20 protein-coding genes are annotated in these 22,141 nt (G+C 54.5%); 10 read left to right on the top strand and 10 right to left on the bottom strand.

From position 1 onward, the window contains the following. Positions 1-44 precede the first annotated feature (44 nt). Both WKJ03_RS06760 and WKJ03_RS06755 read left to right on the top strand, forming a co-directional pair. On the top strand, positions 45-917 hold the full coding sequence (locus WKJ03_RS06760) for a hypothetical protein (protein WP_337841415.1): 873 nt from the start codon (positions 45-47) through the stop codon (positions 915-917). Positions 918-962: 45 nt separating this feature from the next. After that, positions 963-1,610 (top strand): hypothetical protein, encoded by a 648-nt coding sequence (locus WKJ03_RS06755; RefSeq protein ID WP_337841414.1) that lies wholly within the window; start codon positions 963-965, stop codon positions 1,608-1,610. 39 nt (positions 1,611-1,649) lie between these two features. On the opposite strand, the gene WKJ03_RS06750 is transcribed toward WKJ03_RS06755, so the two are convergent. The 3 genes from WKJ03_RS06750 to WKJ03_RS06740 form a co-directional block, all read right to left on the bottom strand. Continuing rightward, positions 1,650-2,552: a GNAT family N-acetyltransferase gene (locus WKJ03_RS06750; protein WP_337841413.1), complete on the bottom strand. Its 903-nt coding sequence runs from the start codon at positions 2,550-2,552 to the stop codon at positions 1,650-1,652. 280 nt (positions 2,553-2,832) lie between these two features. Beyond that, a complete protein-coding gene (locus WKJ03_RS06745; RefSeq protein WP_337841412.1) occupies positions 2,833-3,867 on the bottom strand; it encodes an alpha/beta hydrolase in 1,035 nt (344 codons plus the stop codon). A 64-nt stretch (positions 3,868-3,931) separates the two neighbouring features. Continuing rightward, positions 3,932-4,348, bottom strand: coding sequence for an organic hydroperoxide resistance protein (locus tag WKJ03_RS06740; RefSeq protein ID WP_337841411.1), 417 nt, complete (start codon positions 4,346-4,348; stop codon positions 3,932-3,934). Positions 4,349-4,727: 379 nt separating this feature from the next. Between WKJ03_RS06740 and WKJ03_RS06735 the strand changes: the two genes are divergently transcribed. From WKJ03_RS06735 to WKJ03_RS06725, 3 genes are read left to right on the top strand one after another with little or no spacing between them, the layout of a single operon-like run. Next, entirely contained in the window at positions 4,728-5,738 is a 1,011-nt protein-coding gene (locus tag WKJ03_RS06735; RefSeq protein WP_337841410.1) for a zinc-binding alcohol dehydrogenase family protein, read from the top strand. Between the two features lie 15 nt (positions 5,739-5,753). Continuing rightward, positions 5,754-6,671 (top strand): LysR family transcriptional regulator, encoded by a 918-nt coding sequence (locus tag WKJ03_RS06730; RefSeq protein ID WP_337841409.1) that lies wholly within the window; start codon positions 5,754-5,756, stop codon positions 6,669-6,671. 36 nt (positions 6,672-6,707) lie between these two features. Then, positions 6,708-6,905: a hypothetical protein gene (locus WKJ03_RS06725; RefSeq protein WP_337841408.1), complete on the top strand. Its 198-nt coding sequence runs from the start codon at positions 6,708-6,710 to the stop codon at positions 6,903-6,905. A 32-nt stretch (positions 6,906-6,937) separates the two neighbouring features. Here WKJ03_RS06725 and dkgB read toward each other — a convergent pair whose 3' ends face one another. Next, a complete protein-coding gene (dkgB, locus tag WKJ03_RS06720) occupies positions 6,938-7,750 on the bottom strand; it encodes a 2,5-didehydrogluconate reductase DkgB (RefSeq protein ID WP_337841407.1) in 813 nt (270 codons plus the stop codon). Between the two features lie 115 nt (positions 7,751-7,865). Continuing rightward, the gene (locus tag WKJ03_RS06715) at positions 7,866-9,038 is read right to left on the bottom strand and encodes an MFS transporter (protein WP_337841406.1); all 1,173 of its coding nucleotides are present in this window, start codon (positions 9,036-9,038) and stop codon (positions 7,866-7,868) included. 89 nt (positions 9,039-9,127) lie between these two features. On the opposite strand from WKJ03_RS06715, the gene WKJ03_RS06710 reads away from it, so the two are divergent. Further along, complete coding sequence (locus WKJ03_RS06710) at positions 9,128-10,015, top strand: LysR family transcriptional regulator (protein WP_337841405.1); 888 nt, start codon at positions 9,128-9,130, stop codon at positions 10,013-10,015. 110 nt (positions 10,016-10,125) lie between these two features. Continuing rightward, complete coding sequence (locus tag WKJ03_RS06705; protein WP_337841404.1) at positions 10,126-12,090, top strand: methyl-accepting chemotaxis protein; 1,965 nt, start codon at positions 10,126-10,128, stop codon at positions 12,088-12,090. Between the two features lie 12 nt (positions 12,091-12,102). Here the strand turns inward: WKJ03_RS06705 and WKJ03_RS06700 are convergent, their stop codons facing one another. Continuing rightward, a complete protein-coding gene (locus WKJ03_RS06700) occupies positions 12,103-12,525 on the bottom strand; it encodes a MarR family transcriptional regulator (RefSeq protein WP_337841403.1) in 423 nt (140 codons plus the stop codon). Between the two features lie 79 nt (positions 12,526-12,604). Between WKJ03_RS06700 and WKJ03_RS06695 the strand changes: the two genes are divergently transcribed. Next, positions 12,605-12,898: a DUF3861 domain-containing protein gene (locus WKJ03_RS06695; protein WP_337841402.1), complete on the top strand. Its 294-nt coding sequence runs from the start codon at positions 12,605-12,607 to the stop codon at positions 12,896-12,898. Here WKJ03_RS06695 and WKJ03_RS06690 read toward each other — a convergent pair. The 4 genes from WKJ03_RS06690 to WKJ03_RS06675 all read right to left on the bottom strand — a co-directional run bounded on the left by WKJ03_RS06690 (position 12,890) and on the right by WKJ03_RS06675 (position 20,110). Further along, a complete protein-coding gene (locus WKJ03_RS06690) occupies positions 12,890-13,666 on the bottom strand; it encodes a rhamnogalacturonan acetylesterase (RefSeq protein ID WP_337841401.1) in 777 nt (258 codons plus the stop codon). The genes WKJ03_RS06695 and WKJ03_RS06690 overlap by 9 nt on opposite strands. Next, entirely contained in the window at positions 13,663-14,643 is a 981-nt protein-coding gene (locus tag WKJ03_RS06685; RefSeq protein WP_337841400.1) for a hypothetical protein, read from the bottom strand. The genes WKJ03_RS06690 and WKJ03_RS06685 overlap by 4 nt, the downstream gene beginning before the upstream one ends. Before the next feature lie 107 nt (positions 14,644-14,750). Continuing rightward, the gene (locus WKJ03_RS06680; protein WP_337841399.1) at positions 14,751-17,231 is read right to left on the bottom strand and encodes a glycoside hydrolase family 88 protein; all 2,481 of its coding nucleotides are present in this window, start codon (positions 17,229-17,231) and stop codon (positions 14,751-14,753) included. 92 nt (positions 17,232-17,323) lie between these two features. Continuing rightward, the gene (locus WKJ03_RS06675; protein ID WP_337841398.1) at positions 17,324-20,110 is read right to left on the bottom strand and encodes a TonB-dependent receptor; all 2,787 of its coding nucleotides are present in this window, start codon (positions 20,108-20,110) and stop codon (positions 17,324-17,326) included. 325 nt (positions 20,111-20,435) lie between these two features. Here WKJ03_RS06675 and kduD point away from each other — a divergent pair, with 325 nt between their 5' ends. Further along, positions 20,436-21,203 carry a 2-dehydro-3-deoxy-D-gluconate 5-dehydrogenase KduD gene (gene kduD, locus WKJ03_RS06670; RefSeq protein WP_337841397.1) on the top strand — a complete coding sequence of 256 codons (768 nt, stop codon included), beginning with the start codon at positions 20,436-20,438 and terminating at the stop codon, positions 21,201-21,203. A gap of 31 nt (positions 21,204-21,234) precedes the next feature. Then, positions 21,235-22,077 carry a 5-dehydro-4-deoxy-D-glucuronate isomerase gene (kduI, locus tag WKJ03_RS06665; RefSeq protein WP_337841396.1) on the top strand — a complete coding sequence of 281 codons (843 nt, stop codon included), beginning with the start codon at positions 21,235-21,237 and terminating at the stop codon, positions 22,075-22,077. Positions 22,078-22,141 lie beyond the last annotated feature (64 nt).

Below are 22,141 nucleotides of genomic sequence, written 5' to 3'. Positions count from 1 at the left end.
TGGTTTGTGTGTCAAAAATGGTTTTATGCAAAAGGAGATTCGAAATGGCAGAAAGCAAATATATGACAAGCCCAAACAGTGATATGCAACTTCTGTTTGAGCATGTATTTGGGGTCAACTTCACCAGAGCGGCGATCAGTGGGGAAACGCCGACCAAAGAGAAATGGGTGCAACCTCTGTTTAACAGCCGCAACGATGCGCTGATTTTTCAGGATCTGCTGATCAGCAGGCTGATGATTGAACCGACTTCTGCAGACAAGCTGGAGACTCAGCTGATGGGAAGCAATATGAATTACGACATTGCCCAGGCGGTGTTGCTGAAGTTAAGAGAGGAAGTCGAGACCTTTTTGGGTGATCCGCAAACGCTGGTCAGGGGGCAGGGCGCGGCCCTTGAGTTGTGTGGCCTGGGCTGTGCCGGGGTGCCTTTGTTATACAACAGCTACAACCAGGCCATGACAGCCATGGATCTGGTGGAGTATCTGAATGGCCTGACTATTGAATCAAGAGCTGGTCTGAAAATTTATGTCAGCAGCAATGGCAGTGCGGCGGCAACTAACTATTGCTTTAGCAGCCTGCAGGATCTGCGTGACCAGTTTGCGACCAGCCTCAAAGGCAACAGCAGTTTTCTGACCAGCCTGATCGGCACCCAGGGCAGTCTGGCTGCGGAGCTGTACCAGGCGCTGAATAACAAGGGCTCTGAATCCTTGCTGGATTATTCACAAACCGAAGTGTACGGCTATTTGTTCCCATTCCTGCCAGTGGGGGAAGATGCGTATGGCGTGGATGCAGAGACCAAAACGCTGAGCAAATGGATGACCCCCAGTATGGCGGCTATTACGCCTGTCTATACCAAAGACAAGGAGTACTACCAGCGGGTATTGGTGCGGCGTAGCCTGGTGAAAGCCAGGATGCAATAAATCTGTGCTGAAAAGACGGCTACGCAGAGCAACAAGGGGAGCATGATGAGTGATATACCGAATAAAAATCTGTACCCAAAACCGCTGAAAGATGTGCTGAAAACTACGTCGGCTTATGGCCTTTTTGCCAATGCCAGCCTGGAAAGCATCATGGCGTTTCTGGAGGGCAGTGGCAGATTTATGTATCCGCCAGTCAGGTTGGATCCGAAAGATATTTTTAAAGTAGGCGGGCACGCTTATTTGTACAACAAGGTGGCGTTCACCAGTTTTGTCTCTGCCTTTGCGGGCATAGGCTATACAGCTTTGGATATGTATAAATATGGCCTGAATATAAACAACGGCCTGCTGTTTAGCGGGCATGGTCTTTATGCGTTGCAGAGTATCACCTTGTACCGGGCTATGGCCTTTTCCGGTCACAGCTTCCATGCGCTGGGTTTACAAGCCTTGCGTTATGGCGGTTGGGCCGATGGTTTGAAGGCGCTGTATTACGGGAAGCAAGGAGACTATAAAAACAGCCTGATGTACGGCCTGTTCAGCGCGGGTAATTTTGGCATGATGGCGCTGATGAATTCGCATGCCAGTGGCTGGCAGAAGGCGCTTCGGCCCCACCTGAAAATGGTACCACCCTGGGCGATGCTGGCTGCTGGTGCTTTTATCTGGTGGTTGCCTGATCCATGGGAGCGCCGGGACTAAACCCTGGTGTCTTACGGAAGTGCTGAGTTGGGCCTGCTTTCAGCTCAGCGGTTCCAGTTCAATGCCGGAATGAAGTGCCAGCAGCAGCTGTTGTAATTGATGATGTAGCCAGCTCTGATGTTGTGCTGGGCCCAGATAATAAAACTGTTCATCTGCCGAAGGCGCCTGTGCGGAAAACGGCAGCGCAATAAACCCCAGTTTATGCAAAGCCTTTTGCGAAGGCAGGTTGAAGTTGAATGTCTTGGCGTAACAGCAATGCATGCCCAGCCGGCGTCCCAGTCGCAATAAAATCTGTACAGCCAGTGGACCCAGCCCCCACCCCTGAAAATCTTTTCCCAGCCAGTAATAAAAAAAACCGACACCATGAAACAGCTGCAGGCTGACAGAGCCGATAAATCCCCATTCCTGATGCATCACGGCAAATAAACGGCGGGCCCGTTCCTGCCGGCATTGATACAACCAGCCCAGCCAGTGTTCGGCCGACACAAACTGCGGCAGATTGCAGAGACTGGCAATGGACGGATCCGCATATTGCCAGCCAAAGTCGGCGACATGATGGTAGTGCAGTGGCGTCAGGCTGATACACCCCTGGTGTAGTTCGGCTTCGGCACAAGGCAACTGTTGGCGTAATGTCGCCAGTTCCTGTTGCAATGCTCTCGCGCTGTCAGCCTGGGTGGGCGACCGGCTGGCGGCCTGCAGCTGCGAACAGGCCTGTTCGAAGTGCCCTTGCAGTACTGCGGGCTGAATGTGCCGCAATACATCAGTTTTTTTCTGGAGTTGTTGTATTTGTTGCAGGAAAGGCCAGTCGCAAAGATGAGATGCCAGATCCGTCAGGGGGCTGAGGTCTCTGCATTCACCTTTCCGCTGTGTTTGAGTCAGCAGACGGCGCATCTGACGCATCAAAGGCAGGCGCTGTGCAGGGTGAATAGTTTGAAGTGGCACGCTTGTCAGCTGTCTGAGCTGCTGCTGGAGGCTGTCCGATGGTCTGGCTGATGATGGCAACGAGGAAAGCTGCATAATGGATCCTGTAAGAGCGGCTGATGTCTGTACTCAGAGATAGCAACGGTTGTGCCAGTCAGAGGCCGCGCTGCAGCGGCTCAAACCGGCGGCTGTTGGCCGGGATCAGCCAACGCAGCCATAACAACGGACGAAACAGGCGGTGACATGCCGAAAAACTCAGACCGCGGGTTGCGGTCTGATGTTGGGCGCTATGAGGTTACTGTTATTTGGCTAAGTGCTGTTTCAGCGCATTAGCGGCCTGGTCCAGCTGAGCCTGTACCCCTGGCACGTCCGTCAGCGCGTTCAGCAGGCCGAAGTCGTGGATCATGCCGTTGTAGCGTACTGAGGTGACGGTGACACCGGCCTGGTCCAGTTTCACTGCATAGGCTTCGCCTTCGTCACGCAGCACGTCAAACTCGGCAGTCTGCACCAGTGCCGGCGGCAAGCCTTTTAACTGCTCTGTGCTGGCACGCAGCGGTGAAGCATAAATTTCGTTCCGTTCTGCAGGGTTGGTGCTGTAGTTGTCCCAGAACCACTGCATCATGTTCCGGCTTAAAAAATAGCCTTGCTGGAACTGGTTGTACGAGCTGTTTTCAAAGTTGGCGTCTGTCACAGGCCACATCAGCAGCTGGAAGGCCAGTTTTGGCGTACCTGCGGCTTTGGCTTTCAGGGCGACCACTGCGGCCATATTGCCACCGACACTGTTACCGGCCACAGCCAAACGGCTGCCGTCGACCTGAATTTCTTTCCCATGCTGCGCCACCCAGGCTGTTGCGGCATAGGCCTGGTTCACAGCGGTTGGGTATTTGGCTTCAGGTGATGGGGTGTAATCCACATACACAGCCGCTGCACCAGAGCGTTGCACTAAGTCACGGATCAGGCGTTCATGGGTTGGGAAATCGCCCAGCACCCAGCCACCACCGTGGAAGAACATAAAACCAGGTAACACACCTTTGGCACCCGCAGGGCGGACCACCACCAGTTTAATGTTCTGGCCCTCTGCGGTGATCCATTTTTCACTGACCTCTGCGGCAGGCAGTGTGGCGCCGGCCTGAGCCCCGGTTAACACAGCGCGGGCGTCGGTTGGGCTTAATTGCTCCAGCGGTTTGCCGGTGCCTTGAGCCAACACATTTAAGAAGGCTTCAGTTTTGGTTTCAACACCAGGAAATTCAGCGGCAACCAACTTATCTGCCGATAAAGCACTGACCAGACCTAAAGCGACAATGCTGTAACCAAGGGTTTTTTGTAAGCTTTTCATATCTTCAACTCCGTCAATAAAATTTAACTATTTGTGCGATAAGTATTTGCCGGTCAAACGCTGGTTACACCAGCGTCAGACGAACTTCTAATGAATTGCGGGTAGCGTTTGAGTACGGGCACACCTGGTGAGCTTTTTGTACTAAATCGGCCGCGACTGCGGCATCTGTGCCTGGCAGGCTGATAAACAACTCCACATCCAGACCAAAACCACCTGGGATTTGACCAATGCCTACTTCGGCACGGATATTGGCGTCAGCTGCGATGGCAATTTTGCTTTGACCCGCGACATACTTGATGGCGCTTAAGAAACAGGCTGAATAACCTGCAGCAAAGAGTTGCTCTGGGTTGGTGGCTTCACCACCTGCACCGCCCAGTTCACGTGGGGTGCTCAGTTTCACATCCAGCTTGTTGTCGCTGGACAGAGCGCGACCATCACGGCCTGCAGTACTGGTCACTATGGCTTTATAAATCACTTGCATTTTAACTCTCCTGATTTCAGTTGTTGAACTTAAAGTTGTTGCGATAACTATTTGGTTTAAACTACCGCCTTTCTGCGCTGCCACTCTGGTGTGGCGTTGTTGCTGTCTGGCTTGAGATAAATATTATTGCGCAAACTATTATCTTGCAAGTTTTATTTTTGTCTTTTGTGGATTTTTTATTCATCTTATTGATAGTTAAAGAAAGATATTTTGATTTTTTTATGGTCTTGGTGTGAGCTTGGGCAAGGCAGCGTCGCACAACACAGCTGGCCAGCACTCTATTTTCAAATTAAATTTGAATATGTTTTAAAAATTACTAGTTTTTGTTTGTTAATCAGGCTGCGTATGCTGGAGCCTTTGACAAACAGGAGCCCGATTGATGAAAGCTATAGGCTATAAATCCGCGCATGCGGTCAGTGCATTGGCACTGGAAGATATTGAACTGCCAGTACCGCAAGCCTCAGGTCACGACTTGTTGGTGGAAGTGAAAGCCATTTCGGTGAATCCTGTGGATACCAAAATCCGCAAAGGGGTGAGCGCAGCGGCCGGTGGCTACAAGGTGTTAGGCTGGGACGCTGTGGGTATTGTCAAAGCTGTGGGTGATAAGGTCAGTTTGTTCCAGGTTGGCGACCGCGTCTGGTATGCCGGTGATATCAGCCGCAGCGGCAGCAATGCCGAGTTTCAGCTGGTGGACGAACGTATTGTCGGGTTGGCGCCACACAGCCTGAGCGATGCGGAAGCCGCCGCCTTGCCGCTGACTGCTATTACGGCCTGGGAAATGCTGTTTGACCGGCTGCAGGTGAAACCGGGCAAAGACTACAGTGGCCAGTCGCTGCTGGTGGTGGGCGCGGCCGGTGGGGTCGGTTCTATTCTGGTGCAGTTGGCCCGCCAGTTAACCGCATTAACAGTGATAGGCAGCGCTTCCCGGCCTGAAACCCAAAACTGGCTGAAACAGCTGGGTGCGCATCAGGTGATTGACCATAGCAAGCCGCTGAGTCAGGAATTGCGGCGCATTGGTGTTGGGCAGGTCAGTCATCTGGTCAGCCTGACCCATACCAGTGAGCATTTCGCCGAAATTATTGAAAGCCTGCAACCGCAAGGCAAATTTGGCCTGATAGACGACCCGGACCAGCTGGACGCCACCCAGTTGAAACGCAAGAGTTTGTCGCTGCATTGGGAGCTGATGTTTACACGGTCTTTGTACCAGACCAGCGATATGCTGGCGCAACACCAACTGCTCAATGAAGTGGCACGTTTAATTGATGCTGGTTTAATTCGTACCACCCTGGGCACTCATCTGGGCACTATCAACGCCGCCAATCTGAGTGAGGCGCACCGGTTGATTGAGTCGCAGCGCACCAAAGGTAAAATTGTGCTGGAAGGGTTTTAAGCGTCAGGAGCGCTTATGCGGCTATTGCAGGATCTACATATTTTCTTGTCGACGGCCCGGTTGGGCAACCTGACCCTGGTGGCAAAACAGCTCAGCCTGACCCCGGCGGCCACCAGTGCCGCTATTAAGCGGCTGGAGCAACAGCTGGGCGCTGAGCTTTTTGTCCGCTCGACCCGCTCCTTACGGCTGACGCAGGCGGGCGAGCTGTTTTTAAGCCATTGCCAGAGCGGCGTTGAGCAGATTGAGCTGGGCATGCAACTGGTGCGGCAGGGGCGGGAGCAGTTGTCTGGCGAGTTGCGTTTAGCGATGCCGTCGGATTTGGGCCGTAACCTGCTGCTGGGCTGGCTGGATCAGTTTAATCAGCGGCACCCCGGCCTGAGTTTGCGTTTGTCGGTGACCGACCGGATGACCGATCTGTACAAAGAGCCATTGGATGCCGCCATTCGCTATGGTCAGCCGGCCGATTCCACTATGGTGGCTCTGCCTTTGTCTGGCGCTAACCACAGGGTACTGTGTGCGGCGCCGTCTTATCTTGAACGTTATGGTGCACCGGCAGAGCCTGCCGATCTCAGTCAGCACCATTGCCTGCGTTTTGCGCTGAAAGACAGCACCCATAGCCACTGGACTTTTTACCGGCAACAACACACCGAAACTGTGGTGATCCAGGGCGGCTCTGTGGCCGATGACGGCGATGTGGTGCGGCGCTGGCTGGTCAGTGGCCGTGGTATAGGCTTTAAGTCGCTGCTGGATGTCAGCGAGGACTTGCTGGCTGGCCGCTTGGTGCCCCTGTGTACCCACTGGCAAGGTGAAGCGGCACCTTTGCATTTACTGGTGCCTGGCCGCTCGCAGCTGACCCCAGTGGTTCAGGCGCTGCAGCAGTTTCTGACTGAGCAGCTTCAACAGCAACTGCAGCGGGTTTTGCTGCTATTCTGACTGACAATGTCACAGGGCTGAGAGGCTGGGGGCTGTATGGAAAGTTTTGTGATCTGGCTGATGCAGATGAGTGGTTATATTGTCGGGCTGGTGGTGGACCCTGAAGCCCATGGTTTTATTGTGTATCAGATGCTGGTGGCAATTAGCCTGATTGTGCTGGTGGCCGCTTTGTTGGCGTTCTGGCCTTTATGGCACCTGAAAAAACGCAGTCAGGCTAAAAAAGCCGGGCCTTAGGGCTTGAACCCGGCTTTCTCAACAAATTCCCGTTAATCCCAGGCTGGAGCAAAATCCGGGTTGGCGATGCGTTCACCGGCATCTAACCCAGCGATCAACGCTTTGTCTTCTGCCGCTAATGTCACGCTTAAAGCGCCAAAGTTATCGGCCAGGTTTTTCGCCTGGGTCGACATCGGAATAGTGACCATGCCCTGGTCCAGCACCCAGCGCAGCACCAACTGAGCGATACTGTGGCCGGTGCGTGCGGACATCTCCTGCAATACAGGATCAGCGAACACCTTTCCTACCGCCAGCGGCATATAAGCCGTGGGAGTGATGCCCTGTTGCTGCATAAACGCCAGCAGTTTGCGGTTTTGCAGGTAAGGGTGCACTTCCACCTGATTGGTCACAATTTCGCCCGGACCCAGAATTTCTATCGCCTGCTGCAACTGGGCAATGGTGAAATTCGACACCCCAATAGCTTTGGTCAGGCCCTGCGTTTTAGCCTGTTTCAGTTCACGCAAGTAGTCCTGCATGGCTACAGCATTGCTGCTGTCCGGCCAGTGGATCAGTAATAAATCCACCTGGTCTGTCTGCAGTTTCTGCAGGCTTTCCTTTACGCTGGCGATAAACCTGTCGGCGCTCAGATTGCTCAGCCAGACTTTGGTGGTCAGGAAAATTTCGCTGCGGGCAATACCACTGTCGGCCAGGGCCAGGCCCACTTGTTCTTCGTTGCCATAAATTTGGGCCGTGTCGATATGGCGGTACCCTGCTTGCAGTGCCATTGCCACTGAGTCATAGGCCAGTTGGTCTTTCAGCCGGAAGGTGCCCATGCCAAGTGCCGGGGCGAATAAGGTTGTGCTCATTTCATTTCTCCTGGGGTGATGCACTGAGTCTGGGGGCTAAGACTCCAGACTCAAGATGTTAAAGGCAAAACTGCGGTCAGCCGAAGTGGCCGCAGGACGAATTTGTCAGGTTGAATCAACCGAGGCTCTGCTGTTTGCGTTCCAGTGCACCAGACCAACGGGTCAGTCCCAGTGCCAGCAGTACGATCAAGGCGCCAATCCAACCCGTGTCGGTCAGCGGGCGGCTGGCGACCACCAGGCCACCCAGCCAGGCTCCCAAGGCAATGCCCAGGTTAAAGGCGGCTATATTCATGCCGCTGGCCACATCCACCGCTTCTGGCCGGTATTTTTGTGCCAGCTGCACCACATACACCTGTAAACCAGGCACGTTACCAAAGGCAAAAGCACCCCAAATCAGTACGGTTAGCACCGCCAGCACGGCTGACTGCGCAGTCCAGCTAAAGGCCGCCAGCACCAAAGCCAGCAGTGCAAAAATAATGCTCAGGGCTTTCACCGGGCCGTGTTTATCGGCGAGCTTGCCACCCCAGATATTGCCAACAGCCACAGAAACCCCATACACCAGCATAATCAGGCCAATGGCACCGGCGGCAAAACCGGATACCTGCTGCAGAATAGGGGCCAGGTAGGTAAAGGCAACAAAGGTGCCGCCATAACCGACCGCTGTCATGGCAAACACCAGCAGTAAGCGGGGTTCTGTCAGTACCGACAGTTGTTGCATCACAGAGGCGGCCTGACCTGGTTTCAGTCGGGCAGGTACTAACAAAGCGCTGCCCACCAGGGCGATGAACCCAAGGCCTGCGACCACTAAAAAGGTGGCACGCCAGCCAAACTCCTGACCAATCCAGGTACCCAGCGGTACCCCCGTCACCAGAGCGACCGTCAGTCCGCTGAACATCAGGGCGATGGCGCTGGCTTCTTTATCTTTACTGACCAGGCTGGTGGCTATGGTGGAGCCAATGGAGAAAAACACCCCATGGGCCAGCCCGGTCAGCACACGGGCCAGCACCAGACTTTGATAGCCTGGTGCTAAAAAAGCCAGCAGGTTGCCGGCGATAAACAGCACCATTAAGGCCAGCAGCAAAGGTTTGCGTGGCCAGTTGCCAGTGAGGGCCGTCAGCACAGGGGCGCCAATGGCGACCCCCAGCGCATAGAGGCTGACCAGCAGGCCTGCTGAGGGTAAAGACACGCCCAAATCCTGAGCTATGGTTGGCACCAGACCGACAATCACAAATTCGGTGGTGCCTATGGCAAAGGCGCTTAAAGTGAGCGCCCAAAGTGCAAGTGGCATAAAAATTCTCCGCGTTAGTCAGTGCGCGGCAGTGTGCCAAAAGCTACTATTGTGAAAAATGGCATTAATCACAAATATCTTTTGCAAATATGGCAATAATATCGCAAACCGAACAGCTTGAGCTGTTAGTGGCCGTGTACGACAGCGGCAGCTTTTCAGCCGCCGCCCGCTTGCTGGATTGTCAGGTGGCCAAGGTGTCCAGGGCGGTGCAGCAGCTGGAACAGCAATTGGGAGCCAGCCTGTTTACCCGCACCACCAGACGGGTGGAACCTACGGCCGAGGGCAAAGCCTTTGTGCACAAAGTGCGGGACGCACTGACACAGCTGCAGCAGGCGGAAGAGGAACTGAAATTGCAGCAAGGCCAGCCCACTGGCGTGTTAAGGGTGGATGCGGCCAGTCCTTTTGTGTTGCATCAGTTGGTGCCGCTTATGCACGAGTTTCGCACTCTGTACCCGGCTATTGAGCTGGAGCTGATGTCCAGTGACAAACTGATCGACTTGATTGAGCGGCGTACCGATCTGGCGATCCGCATTGGCGGCTTAACAGATTCCAATCTGCATGCCCGTTTATTGGGCCGCAGTCCCCTGCATCTGGTGGCCAGCCCGGCTTATCTGAATTTGCATGGGATACCGCAGCACTCAGCTGAACTGGCCCGGCATCAGTGGCTGGGTTTTGCTGACAACCCCAGACTGAACCTGCTGCCGCTGGCAGAGTCTGTGGTCATCCGGCCTGCGATCCGTGCCAGCAGTGGTGAAACCCTGCTGCAACTTTGTCTGGCCGGGCATGGCATTGCTTTGTTATCCAATTTTATGGTGCGTCAGGCCATCAACTCGGGGCAGCTGGTAGAGCTGCTGCCCGGTCAGTTGCAAAGCCCGCATCCCCGTGAGCAGGTTCAGGCCGTGTATTACCGCCACAGTGCGTTGTCGGGGCGGATCAAGGTCTTTCTGCAATTCCTTGAAGGGCGTTTAGTACTTTAGGCTGGCACGGGCCCTTTGTCTGAACTATAGGTAATTAGTCATACAAAACAGCCAGTTGGTTGTATGGCTGCACCTGCATAGTCGCTTTTCCTTGCATCGGGGATATCAAAATGGGTTCTTGGATCCGTCAGCTGGCGCTGACGCAAAAACTGTTGCTGTTACTGGTCTTGCCACTGGCCGGGATGGTGCTGTTTTCTGGCTTTTATTTGCTGCAAAAGTACCAGACGCTGGCAGAAATGCAGCAGATCCGTCAGGTCAGTCTGAAGACGGGGTTAGTCAGTTTGCTGATTAACGAGCTGCAAAAAGAGCGGGGGTTATCCGGCCTGTTTTTGAGCAGTAAGGGAGCGAATCAGCTTGAACTGGCGCGGTTCAGAGCCTCATCAGATGCCGCGTTGCAGCAATTACGTCAGCACGCCAATGAAGAGGACCCGTTGTTGCGTCAGGCTCTGGTGGCGCTGCAAGAGCTGGAGGCTGTGCGCCAGCAGGTAGACAGGTTCAGTCTGCAGCCCCCGCAGTCAGCAGCGGCTTACACCAGGCAGATTGTTTTGCTGACCGGTTTTACCCAGCAAATGGAAGGCCAGGTCAGTGACCCTGAGCTGCTGACCGCTTTTATTCAGTTGAATCAACTCATTGAAATGAAAGAGCGGGCGGGGCGCGAGCGGGCTTTGCTGGCGGTGATCTTTCACCAGAATGGCAGTACGCCGGAGTCTTTACAGCGTTTTTTGCTGAATCTGGGCGAATACCAGACCTATCTGGCCAGGTTAACGCAAAAACTCTCTGCCGCCCAACAACAGCAGTTGCAGCAGTTATTGACGCAGCCCATTATGGCCGAGGTAGAGCAACTGAAGCAGCTGGTGCAAACAACAGCGCCGGGCTTGCCACTGCATATCAGTGGTGCGGATTGGTTCACCAAATCCACAGCCCGTATTGAATTGTTGCATCAGTTTGAAAAACAACTGAATCAGGGCATTGCCGATGCGGCGGCCGCCAAAGAAAGCGCCGCTGGCCGCGCCTTCTGGCTCGCCCTGGTTTCAGTCGCACTGGTGCTGGCTCTCGCCTGTTACCTGGCGCTGCTGATTATCAGCAATATCCGTCTGGCGGCCGCTTCGGTCACCCGGGCTTTGCAGGAGTTATCAGAGCGGGACCTGACGGCTGTGTCTGGCTATCAGGGGCAAGATGAATTTGGGGATATTGCCAAAGCGCTTAATCGTACCAGTGCTGAGTTAAAGCAGGTGATGCTGCTGATCAGTGATGCCACGGTGCAACTGGCCTCAGCCTCAGAGCAGGCCTCCATTGTCACAGCTCAGATAAGCAAAGGCATCAGTCAGCAACAGCAGGATACCGAAACTGTGGTGACGGCCATGCACGAAATGGGAGCCACAGTACGGGATGTGGCGCGCAGTACGGGGGAAGCCGCCGAACTGTCACGGCAGGCCAACTCAGAAGCCGTGCAGGGGCAACATGATATTGATGGCACAGTGCGGCTGATCCAGAGCCTGGAGGCTCAGGTGCATCAGACGGCTCAGACGCTGGCTGAGCTGAAAGCCGGTTCGGAGACCATCACCTCAGTGCTGGATGTGATCCGTGGTATTGCCGATCAGACCAATTTACTGGCATTAAATGCAGCTATCGAAGCGGCGCGGGCGGGTGACCAGGGCCGTGGTTTTGCCGTGGTGGCCAGTGAAGTCCGCACTCTGGCGCAACGGACTCAGGAATCCACTCTGTCTATTCAGGACATGATTGAACGGTTACGCCGCGGTGCAGACCAGGCCAACAGTGCGATGGATCAGTGTATGGAGCAGGCCAGGGTCGGGGTGAATCAAGTGGTGGCTGCTGGCCAGCTGTTGCACCAGATCGCCGGTGGCATCAGCCATATTAACGATATGAACACCCAAATTGCATCGGCAGCTGAACAACAGCATGTGGTGGTGGACGATATTAATAAAAACCTGCAGCGCATTAATGAGGTGGCGCATCAGACCAGCACCGGTGCCGAAGAAACTGCGGCCACGAGCCAACAGCTGGCTCAACTGGCTGAGCAGCTGCAACAGCAGGTAGGGCGCTTTAAACTCTGATCTGAGCTTGCTTTAAGGGGGCGGGCTCAGCCCCTGTGCCAGCTTCTGCAACAACTGATGCAGCTGTTGCTGCTCATCGACGCTCAGCTGGCTGCTGAGTTGTCTGTCCAACTGGCTGACCAGCAGAGCTGCCTCAGCACACAGAGTGGCGGCCCGTTTGGTTAATACCAGACAGACACTGCGCTTGTCGTGCGGGTGGGGCTGCTTTTCAATCAGTCCCTGTTTTTCCATATCCTGTAATAAGCGGGTGACCTGGGCTTTATCGCGGCCCGACTGCTGCGCGATCAACTGCGGAGTGGCTGGGTCTAAGCTCTGGATCAAGTGCAGCACTTTGTAATACAGAGGGCTGAGTGCGATCTGCTGACGACGGAATGCCTGTGTCAGTGCGATTTTATACAGATCCAGAATATGGAAAAGTTGCTGGCTGAATGACATGGTTGACAATATCAATTAAATTCGATTTAATTGATTTTATCAACTATTAAATGAAATGCCCAGAGGGCAGGAGTACCAGATGCAACACCACTACAGGGTCCAGCTGCAAAAACTGGATGATAGCGCCGCTGTGCTGCAGTTTGATTGCCAGAACCACGACGACATTTTTGCCATTCTGGCCAGAAGCCAGGGCAAGCTGAAGCTGACTGAGACTGAGCATCAGGCCTTGATTGTTGGCCTGAAGTTATTCAGTGAAGTGATGATGCAGCACCGTAAAGAGGAGCTGTTTAAAGAGTTTCAACCCCATTTCAAGCAATTTATCGGGCATCTGAAGCGCACAGTGCGTGGCAGTGGCCCTGAGGTATCAGAGTAACTCGCGCCAGACATAAGCGGCCAGCGGGTGCTGACGTTGCTTCAGTTGCTGCACAAACTGCTGAGCCACCAAAGTAGCTCCCTGCACACTGAGGTGAGTATTGTCAGTTTTGCCGTCCGGAAACTTCTGGTACAAGCCTGCCGGGACCTGAATAAAATAAGGCTGGCTGGCGGCAGGCCCCAGTTTTTGCAATTCGGCACAGTGCCAGCTGTGCAGGTCAAAGAGTTCAACCTGCTCCTGCGTTGCCACTTGCCGCATCGCCTTGGCGTACAGGGCTAAATCATCCTGCAACTGGCCCCCGGCGTTAAAATTGCGGCGGCAGATGGACGTAGCCAGCATGGGAATGCCACCTTTGGCTCTGACGTCACGGATAAAGCGGGTCAACAATTGCGGATAGGTGCTGTCGGGCGCGGCATATCGCGCCGGATCATCCTGTTTCGAGTCGTTGTGGGCAAACTGGATCAGCACATAATCGTCTTCGCCTAAATCGCTCAGCAGCAGTTGCCAGCGGCCTTCATTCAGAAAGCGTAAGGTACTGCGGCCATTGGCGGCATGATTAATCAGCGTCAGCTGCGGGCTGAAAAACTCGCGCAGCAGCTGGCCCCAGCCGCGCTCCGGATAAGCCAGATTGGTTTTATCGGCCATGGTGGAATCGCCCACCAGATGCAGCCGGGGTTTGGGCTGGTCTGTGCTGGTGCCAGCCGGTATACCCAGGGCTGCCAGTGGCAGGCTCAGCAGCAGACTGCAGAGCAGAAAAAATGCGTTCATGGCGTCTCCTTTAACCATTGTCTGAATTGCTGCAGTTGTTGCTCTGGCTGCCATAACCCGGCAAACACCTGCTCAGCGCTGTAACGGGTGGCCTCGTCTGCTGTCAGATTATCCTGCAGCCAGTCGTAAGCCGGCCCCTGGTTCTGGTAAAAATAATTGCGGTCGCCGTAACGATTCGGCTGATCCCGTTGTGGCTGCTGCGGATAAGTGCGGCGGAAAATGGGCTGGTCGGCCAGGCTGCTGCTGAACCTGTTATGCAACAGGACAAACTGACCATCGTAATGGCGGCGTGCCAGCTGATACCCCGACACCCCATAAAAACGCGAGTGGGTGACCACCAGTTTCTGCTGCTCCGCCAGTTCACCGTCATGCCATAAGGTGGCCTGAGTGGTGTAATTCACAAAATCGGAGTCTGTGACATAAGCGGTGCCGCGTGGGCAGAATAAATCGACCCGGCCGCTGAAATAACTGCGGCTGTGGTAATAGAGGCCATGTTGTTTATTCCATAAACTGACGGTGTCGGCTCCGGCACTGGACAGCATCACACTGTCGGTCAGAATACGGCTGGCCTGCTCAAAACCGCGCAACGCAAACTGATGTTCAAAACGCTCTGGATCCTGCGGATAATCCAAGGCGTAACTGTTATGCACTGTTAAGTCGAGCAGCGCGATGTCGGAGGCGGCAATATTCACCACGGCAGCTCCCCAGTCCCGGCTCAGTCCCTGACCGGTCGGCAGCGCGCCTTCGCCCTGACGGGCCAGAAAATGCTGACGCAGCTCCGGGTATTGGATCACAGTGTCCGTCAGGCTATGGCCCGCCAGCAGCACTTTATTGCGCGTCAGATACAGTTTTTCGCGGTATAAACCCGGTGCGATACGTACCAGCGCCCAGCGCTGATGGGTGGCGTTATTGTCCTGTGGCAGGCTGTCCAGCGCGGCCTGAATACTGCGAAAAGGCGCGCTGCCGTCGGTGGCCACCTGAAGCACTATCGGCAATTGAGGGGGCGGGGGCTGGGTATTCTGAGCCTGTGCTGTGACGGTGAACGCGAACCCGAACCCGCAGCACAGACTTCGCAGCCACCATCTCACTTCGGCTGACCCAGCAGTTTCGCTAGTTGCACGGACGCCATAATAAACGGGCCCATGCCTTTAGCATCGTTACGTATCACAGGTTCGTTCATGTAATAGTCGTAACTGCCATCCCGGCCCGCGCTTAAACCGGCCACCTGCACCATATTGGTCAGATGGGCCTGGCCCTTCGCATCCAGCAAGACAAATTCGTTTAACAAGCCCTGGTAGCTTTGTACGGTAAAACTGCGGTAGGCCGGGTCAATAATGCCCAGATTCAGGGCTTTAGCGTAAAAATAAACAAACATACTGCTGGCACTGGACTCCAGGTAGTTGCCTGTGGCGCCGGCTTTGTCCGGAATTTGATACCAGACATGACGCTCTGGATCGGCATAGTGTTGCAGTACGGCGGCCAGTTGCTGGCTTTGGGCAATTAAAGGGGCGCGCAGTTCGGTGTGCTGCGCCGGAATTTCTTCCAGCACATCCACCAGCGCCATGGCCAGCCAGCCCATGCCGCGGCTCCAGTATTCAGGCGACAGGCCGGTATCCTGGTTGGCCCAGCGCTGCTGTTTGCTTTCATCCCAGCCGTGGAAATACAGGCCGGTGTCTGGGCTGCGCAGTTTTTCGGCAACCACTTCAAACTCGTGCACCGCTTCTTTGTAGCTGGCCCCTTGTTCAAAGGCGCTGCTGTAGCGGGTTAAAAATGGCATGCCCATATAAACGCCATCCAGCCAGACCTGGTAAGGGTAGATTTTTTTATGCCAGAAAGCGCCGTTTTCAGTGCGCGGATGCTGGCGTACCTGCTCACGCAGCAGCGCCAGCGCTTTTTGGTAGCGTTCTTCGCCAGTGCGCTGCCAGACCCGCAGCAGCAGGTTGCCGCTGTTCAGGCTGTCGATATTAAATTTTTCCAGCTCATAACTGTGGATAGTGCCATCTTCTGCGACAAAAGAACTGGCCGTGTTCAGCACCGCCTGCTGGTAAGCCGGGTCAGGCTGCAGCTGGTTTAAATCGTCAATGGCCTGCAGCAATAACCCTGTGGTGTACTCAAAGGTGGTTGGGCGCTGCCGTTCATGGTCCCAGCCGCCCCAGACATAATCCGGCACCTGGCGCTGCATTTCGGCATCCGCCATGGCCTTAGCCCAGAACAGCGCCCGCTGTGCTGTTAACGGCTGCTGTACAGCCGCTGTGGTGGCCGGGTTCTCCAGTTGGATCCGGGGCGGGCGGGTCAGCAGTTCCACCTGTTGCTGCAGGTAGTCGACAAACTGCTGCTCGTTTTGAATACCGCCGGGTTCACCTTGCCAGGCCGCCAGCAGGTAATAATCCAGCTGTTTACCGGCAATCAGTTTCATCACTGCTAAATGGCTGTGGTCATCTTCAGTCAGCTGGTCTAACTGGCCTTGTTTAAACAGCAGAGCCATGCCCAGCTTGTCTTTATTCAGGCTTTGGGCACCATAGGTGGCCAGGTAGGTGTATTGATGGCCTGAGCTTTCCAGCGTACCGGTCAGCACTTTGGTGTCCGGCAGTTTCACCAGACCAATCACCAGATTATCCAGCGGCTCTGACAGGCTGAGCTGATTGCGCAGCAGACGGCTGCCTGCTGTGATACTCAGTTTGCTGTCGACATTGACGGTTTTACCGGCAATTTGCCAGTTATGGTACTGAATGCGCTGCCGCGCCAGCAGTGGACCGTTGTCCAGCACTGTCGCCGTGTGGCCACTGACCTTGGCAACCCCTAACGCCTGCTTGCCGTCCCAGTAGCCAAAACCACCGGCGCCCAGGGATTTGCCGACTTTCAGTAAGTCCATGCCCCAGGGCTGCATTTCATGGTAAGAACTGTAGCCATCCAGACCGACCTGGTGCAAAACCGGCTTGCCTGTACTGTTACCAAAAATATCGAAGCCGTTACGCCAGTCCAGGTAAATGCGATAGCCGACTTTATCGGATTCAATACCCGGCCCTTCATAACGGATGTATTCGCTGTGGTCTGTGTAGTGAGCCGGCGGTGTGACCTGCTGCACATTGACAAACTGACCACCTTTATAGACTTTGCCTTGCCACTCTCCGCCTTCTTTTATGGAGATTTCTGCCTGCACCCGGCTGGTGGGGCTGAGCCCGGAGCTTTGTGGTGTTAACTGCCACTGTTGGTGTTCAGCCGCCGCCAGCTGGCTTAACACCAACAGCTGGTCTGCCTGGCCATCCAAATCCGTATCCAGCCACTGGGTGGGCAGCTCGGTACCGCCAGACCAGAGCGAACTGGCCACCGGCCGTTCCTTTAAACCCAAATCACTTAGGGCCAGCGAGATCAGCTGGTCAGGCCGGGCAAAAGAGGATGGGTTTTGCACCTGCACAGTCGCAAGCGCAGCGGGCTGTGGTGCGGCGCCAGCCACAGCCTGAGGCGCTGAGGTGGGACTGCGATCCGGTTCAGCGGCTGGCTGACAGGCGGCTAACCAGCAACTGGTGAACAGCAGGGGAAGGTGTCGGTGTTTTACGGCAATCATCAGAGCATCCGGGATCTGTTATAAAAAAGCAGCGGGTGAACCCGCTGCAACCATCTCAGGCGAGGCTGAGTGCCCTCGCCCTCCGGGAGGGATCAGAACTTGTACTGAGCACCCAGGTAGTACTGGCGACCTGTTTCATGGTAATAGGTCAGGCGGTTACCTGAGCTGTCTACCCACTGGTCGTCCACTTCATCGGTCAGGTTCAGCGCTTCGAAGGTCAGTTTCCACTGCTCAGTCAGACTGTAACTGACAGACGCATCGATATTGGTGGTGGCATTGGTGCCTTCCATATCGTTGTTATCCCGGCCAATGGCTGTGGTCAGGTACTTGTCCCGTTTAGCCAGACTGACGCGGGCATTCAGCGCTTCGTGTTCATAGTACAGAGTGGCGGCAACAGTTTTGCGTGACAAACCCGTCAGGTCACGGGTGGCCTGCACTTCACCGGCCACGTTGATGTAGTCCATTTCTGCTGATACATGAGTGTAATTGCCGATAAAGCCAAAACGGTTCCAGAACTCAGGCAGCATACTGAATGGGGTTTGGTAGGAAAGCTCATAGCCTTTTAAGTCGCCGCCAGGGCCGTTGAGTGGCGTGGTGACGGACCAGTCCAGATTCTCATTACAGGCATCGCCATAACCACTTGGGCCCGCATTACAGGCGTCAATAGCGGCCTGTACAGGTAAGCCGGTTTCGGTGAAAGCTTTGGTTTCCCGCAGCGACTGCACATGGCTGTTGATGTCTTTCTGGAACAACGCCAGCGCGATCATGGCTTCGTCACCAAAGTAGTATTCCAGGCCTAAGTCATAGGTTTTGGCTTTGGTCGGTTCCAGATAAGGGTTACCGCCACTGACCGACATGGCGCTGCCTGACACGGACACCGATACGTTCGGACGAATGGCGCTTAAACCAGCGCGAGCCATCACTTCGGCATAACCGAAACGGACGATAAAGTCTTCCACCGGCTCCCAGTTCAGGTTCAGTGATGGCAGGGTTTCGTCGTAGCTGTGATCCACAGTGATTTCCTGCGCTGTGCCACCGACAGTGGCCCAGGCGGTGGAGCTCTGGTCTGTGCTGGCGCGGCGGATACCGACATTCCCCCAGAACGGTGCTTCATTCAGTTCAGTGTTAAAGGAGGCCATCAGGTAAGCGCCAGTGGTCTCTTCCTGCGCTGAGTAATTGTCGTCACGACGGAAGTCTTTACTGACTTCAAAAACCCCTGTGTTGCTGTAAATGTTGTAAGCCGCATTGACGGCATCAAAGTCAGGCACCAGCCAGACCGGCTGTGAGCCCAGGCCCGAATTGTATTCTTTAATTAATTCGGGTGTATAGACAACACCAGCGGCGTTTTCAGCAGAGCGGCGCGCTTCGAAAGTTTCAAAGGTAAAGTCTTTGTAGTGCAGACCTGCTTTTAAGGTGATGCTGTCAGTTAAAGTCCAGCTCAGGTTGACTTCGGCTGTGTCATAGCCGTTTTCAGCACCCAGCGGACGTAAACGCACTGAGTTGGACGTCCAGCCGTTGGGGTCAAAGACACCGTCACCGAACACCAGGCTTGGGCTCTCCCGGCCTGCTCCACGGTAGTCGTAGCTGAAATCGACGCCACGTTTTTCCATCACCAGGGTGGTTTGCACCGGATTGTCGAATTCAGAGGTGGCGCTGCCCACCATGGCTTCCAGTTTCAGGTCATCATTCAGGTAATGGCTGAAATTCAGGTTGGCCTGGGTAAATTCAGTGCCCAGTTCGTCAAAACGGTTTTCGGCACGGATGGTGGCATTCTCAAAGGCACCGTATGTCATGGTGTTGGTGTCATCAATAAAATAATCCACCACATTCATCACCCCTGTGTTACCGCTGCCCGCTGTGGCCGTGGTGGGTCTGTTGGCACCTGAGTTCAGAATGCCCTGCAGGAACACTTCATTCCGGGTGGCATCGGTTTTGGCATACAACAGGTCCAGGTCGATTTTGGTATCTTCGTTGGGTCTGAACTGGAAGGCTGAACTCAGGCCAATACGTTCCATATCATGGGTGTAGGAATCATAACGGGGTAAACGCGGGCGGAATGCATTGTTGATCTCGTTCAGTTCGGTTGCTGTGGTCGAGCCTTTGTAGGAACCAAAGTCATTGACGTTGTTCCAGCGCACCGTACTTGCCCCCTGGTCTTTTAAGTTACGCTCAGAAAATGAGGCTGAGAATAAAGCGCCGAATTTGCCATCGAGGAAATGATCGCTGATCAGGAATGAGGCTTTCGGGTCGTTTTTCTCGGACAAATCGTTGTAACCCAGCTGGCCCGATGCCGTAAAGGTAAAACCATCGTAGTCAAAAGGGCGGGCGGCACGTAAGTCCACAGTGGAGCCTAACGAGCCTTCTTCTACGTCTGCGCTGGCGGTTTTGCGCACTGTTAAAGAACTGAATAAATCAGAAGAGAAGGTGTTGAAATCAAAACCACGGCCACGGTTGGCGCCGCCTATCTGGTCAGTACCGCCACTGGTGGAAATGGCTTCCATACCGTTAATGCGGACGCGGGTAAAATCCGGGCCCAGGCCACGCACTGTGATTTGGCGGCCTTCCCCGGCAGCGCGGCTGATGGCCACACCTGGAATACGTTGCAAGGACTCCGCCAGGTTTAAGTCTGGGAAGTCAGCGATGTCTTCTGCCATGATGGAATCAATGGCGCTGTCTGACTGGCGTTTGACGTTCAGTGCATTGGATAAACTGTCGCGGAAGCTGCCGGTCACCTGAATGACTTCCACATTTTCTTCAGCTTTGGTTGTGGCTGCAGTGGTATCGGTCTGTTGATCCGCCACCGCTGAAGTGCTGCCTGCGGCGATAGCCATTGCGAGCACGAGTGGATGAAGGCGAAATGCCTGTGCTTGAGCTGCCATGTTGTATTCCTTGTCTGGTTTTTTTACTTTTTCAGCAGTCGTGGCTGCCGACTTTTTAGCATGGCCCGATACAACCTGAGCCCTGTTGATTGAAATTTATTATTTTGTCTATCGGTGGCAAAATTAGCTTGCGTTTTTTTGCCACCGATGGCAAAAAGCTAACACCAAGCCATAATTACTGTCAAATACTGAACAGAAAAAAAGCTGAAATAGTTGTAACAAAACTGAATGTTTTAGTTGTTTTTATTTATTTTCATATACTTAACTATTTACCTTGGCGTCAGTTGTTCTGGAAGTTTACGTAAAGGTAAAGGGGAAAAAAGGCATGTTACTTGAGCAATTATTTGGCTTAAATGGGCAAAAAGCTTTGGTTACCGGCGCCAGCCGTGGTCTGGGCCAGGCCATTGCTGTGGCACTGGCACAAGCAGGTGCTGAAGTCTGGTGTGCCAGCTCTGGTGCTGGTGGCTGTGCTGAAACCCTGGCGCAGATCCAGGCCGCTGGCGGTAAGGCACATCCGCTGTGTGCTGACCTGGCCGATACTCAGGCAGTTTTAAATCTGGCGACACAAGCACAGGCACAAGCGGGTCAGATTGATATTCTGGTGAATTGCGGTGGCACCATCAGCCGCACTCCGGCTAAAGACTTTGCGCTGACGGACTGGCAACAAAACCTGGCCGTAAATTTAGATGCGACTTTTTTGCTGAGCCAGCAGTTGGGCAAAGCCATGCTGGAGCGGGGCCAGGGCAAAATTATTAATATCGCCTCCATGCTGTCCTACAGTGGTGGCATTACAGTCCCGGCCTATACCGCCAGCAAACATGCAGTGGTGGGCTTAACCCGGGCTTTGGCCAATGAATGGGCCGGGCAGGGCGTGAATGTGAATGCAATAGCACCGGGCTATTTCCGTACCGACAATACCGCGGCATTGCAGGCCAATGCAGAGCGCAACCAACAGATTCTGGCCCGCTTGCCAGCCGGGCGCTGGGGCGAACCGGCGGATTTGGCCGGTGCTGTGGTGTTTCTTGCGTCCAAAGCCAGTGATTATGTACATGGGCATGTACTGGCCGTGGACGGTGGCTGGTTAGCCCGTTAATCCGCCTGTGGTTTTATGAAGTGGAGTGAAGATGAACCCTGTATTTACCCAAAGGTACGCCACCCATCCTGATGATGTGCGGCAGTACGACACTGAAAAATTACGCCAGCACTTTCTGGTCGATAACCTGATGCAGCTTGATCAACTGGTGCTGAATTACACCCATTATGAGCGGCTGATTGTGGGCAGTGCAGTGCCTGTGCAAGCGCCAGTGCTGCTGCAGACTGTGGATGCCCTGAAGGCTGACTATTTCCTTGAACGGCGTGAGCTGGGTGTGATCAATACAGGCGGCGCTGGTGTGGTCCGGGTGGATGGTACCGACTATCCATTGCAGTTTCGCGAAGCGCTCTATGTCGGCAAAGGAGCGAAAGACGTCAGCTTTCACAGTGATGACGCAGCCAATCCGGCCCGTTTTTATCTGAACTCTACGCCGGCACATCATCAGTACCCCAACCGCCATATTACGATGGCGCAGTGCACTGTGCTGGATATGGGCGCACTGGAAACCAGCAACAAAAGGCAGATTTACCAGCTGATGATCCGTGGTGTGGTGGACAGCTGTCAGCTGCAGATGGGTCTGACTGTGCTGGAGCCAGGTTCGGTCTGGAACACCATGCCGGCGCATCAGCATGACCGCCGGATGGAAGCCTATTACTACTTTGGCCTGGCTGAAGGCCAGCAGGTTTGCCACTTTATGGGCGAACCCCAACAAACCCGTCATATCTGGGTGGGCAATGAACAGGCGGTGGTGTCACCGCCCTGGTCCATTCACAGCGGTTGTGGTACCGGCAGTTACACCTTTATCTGGGGCATGGCGGGCGAGAATCACGACTACAACGATATGGATAAATTCCCGGCCAGCGCTCTGCGCTGACCGGTTTTCATTCAGGACCGGGCCGCATTAAACACAAAGAGCCCGGACTGTCCGCAACAGGGGA

The sequence above is a fragment of the Rheinheimera sp. genome (genome assembly GCF_037442525.1).
Classification (GTDB): Bacteria; Pseudomonadota; Gammaproteobacteria; order Enterobacterales; family Alteromonadaceae; genus Pararheinheimera.
This window is presented reverse-complemented; position numbering and strand designations above follow the sequence as displayed.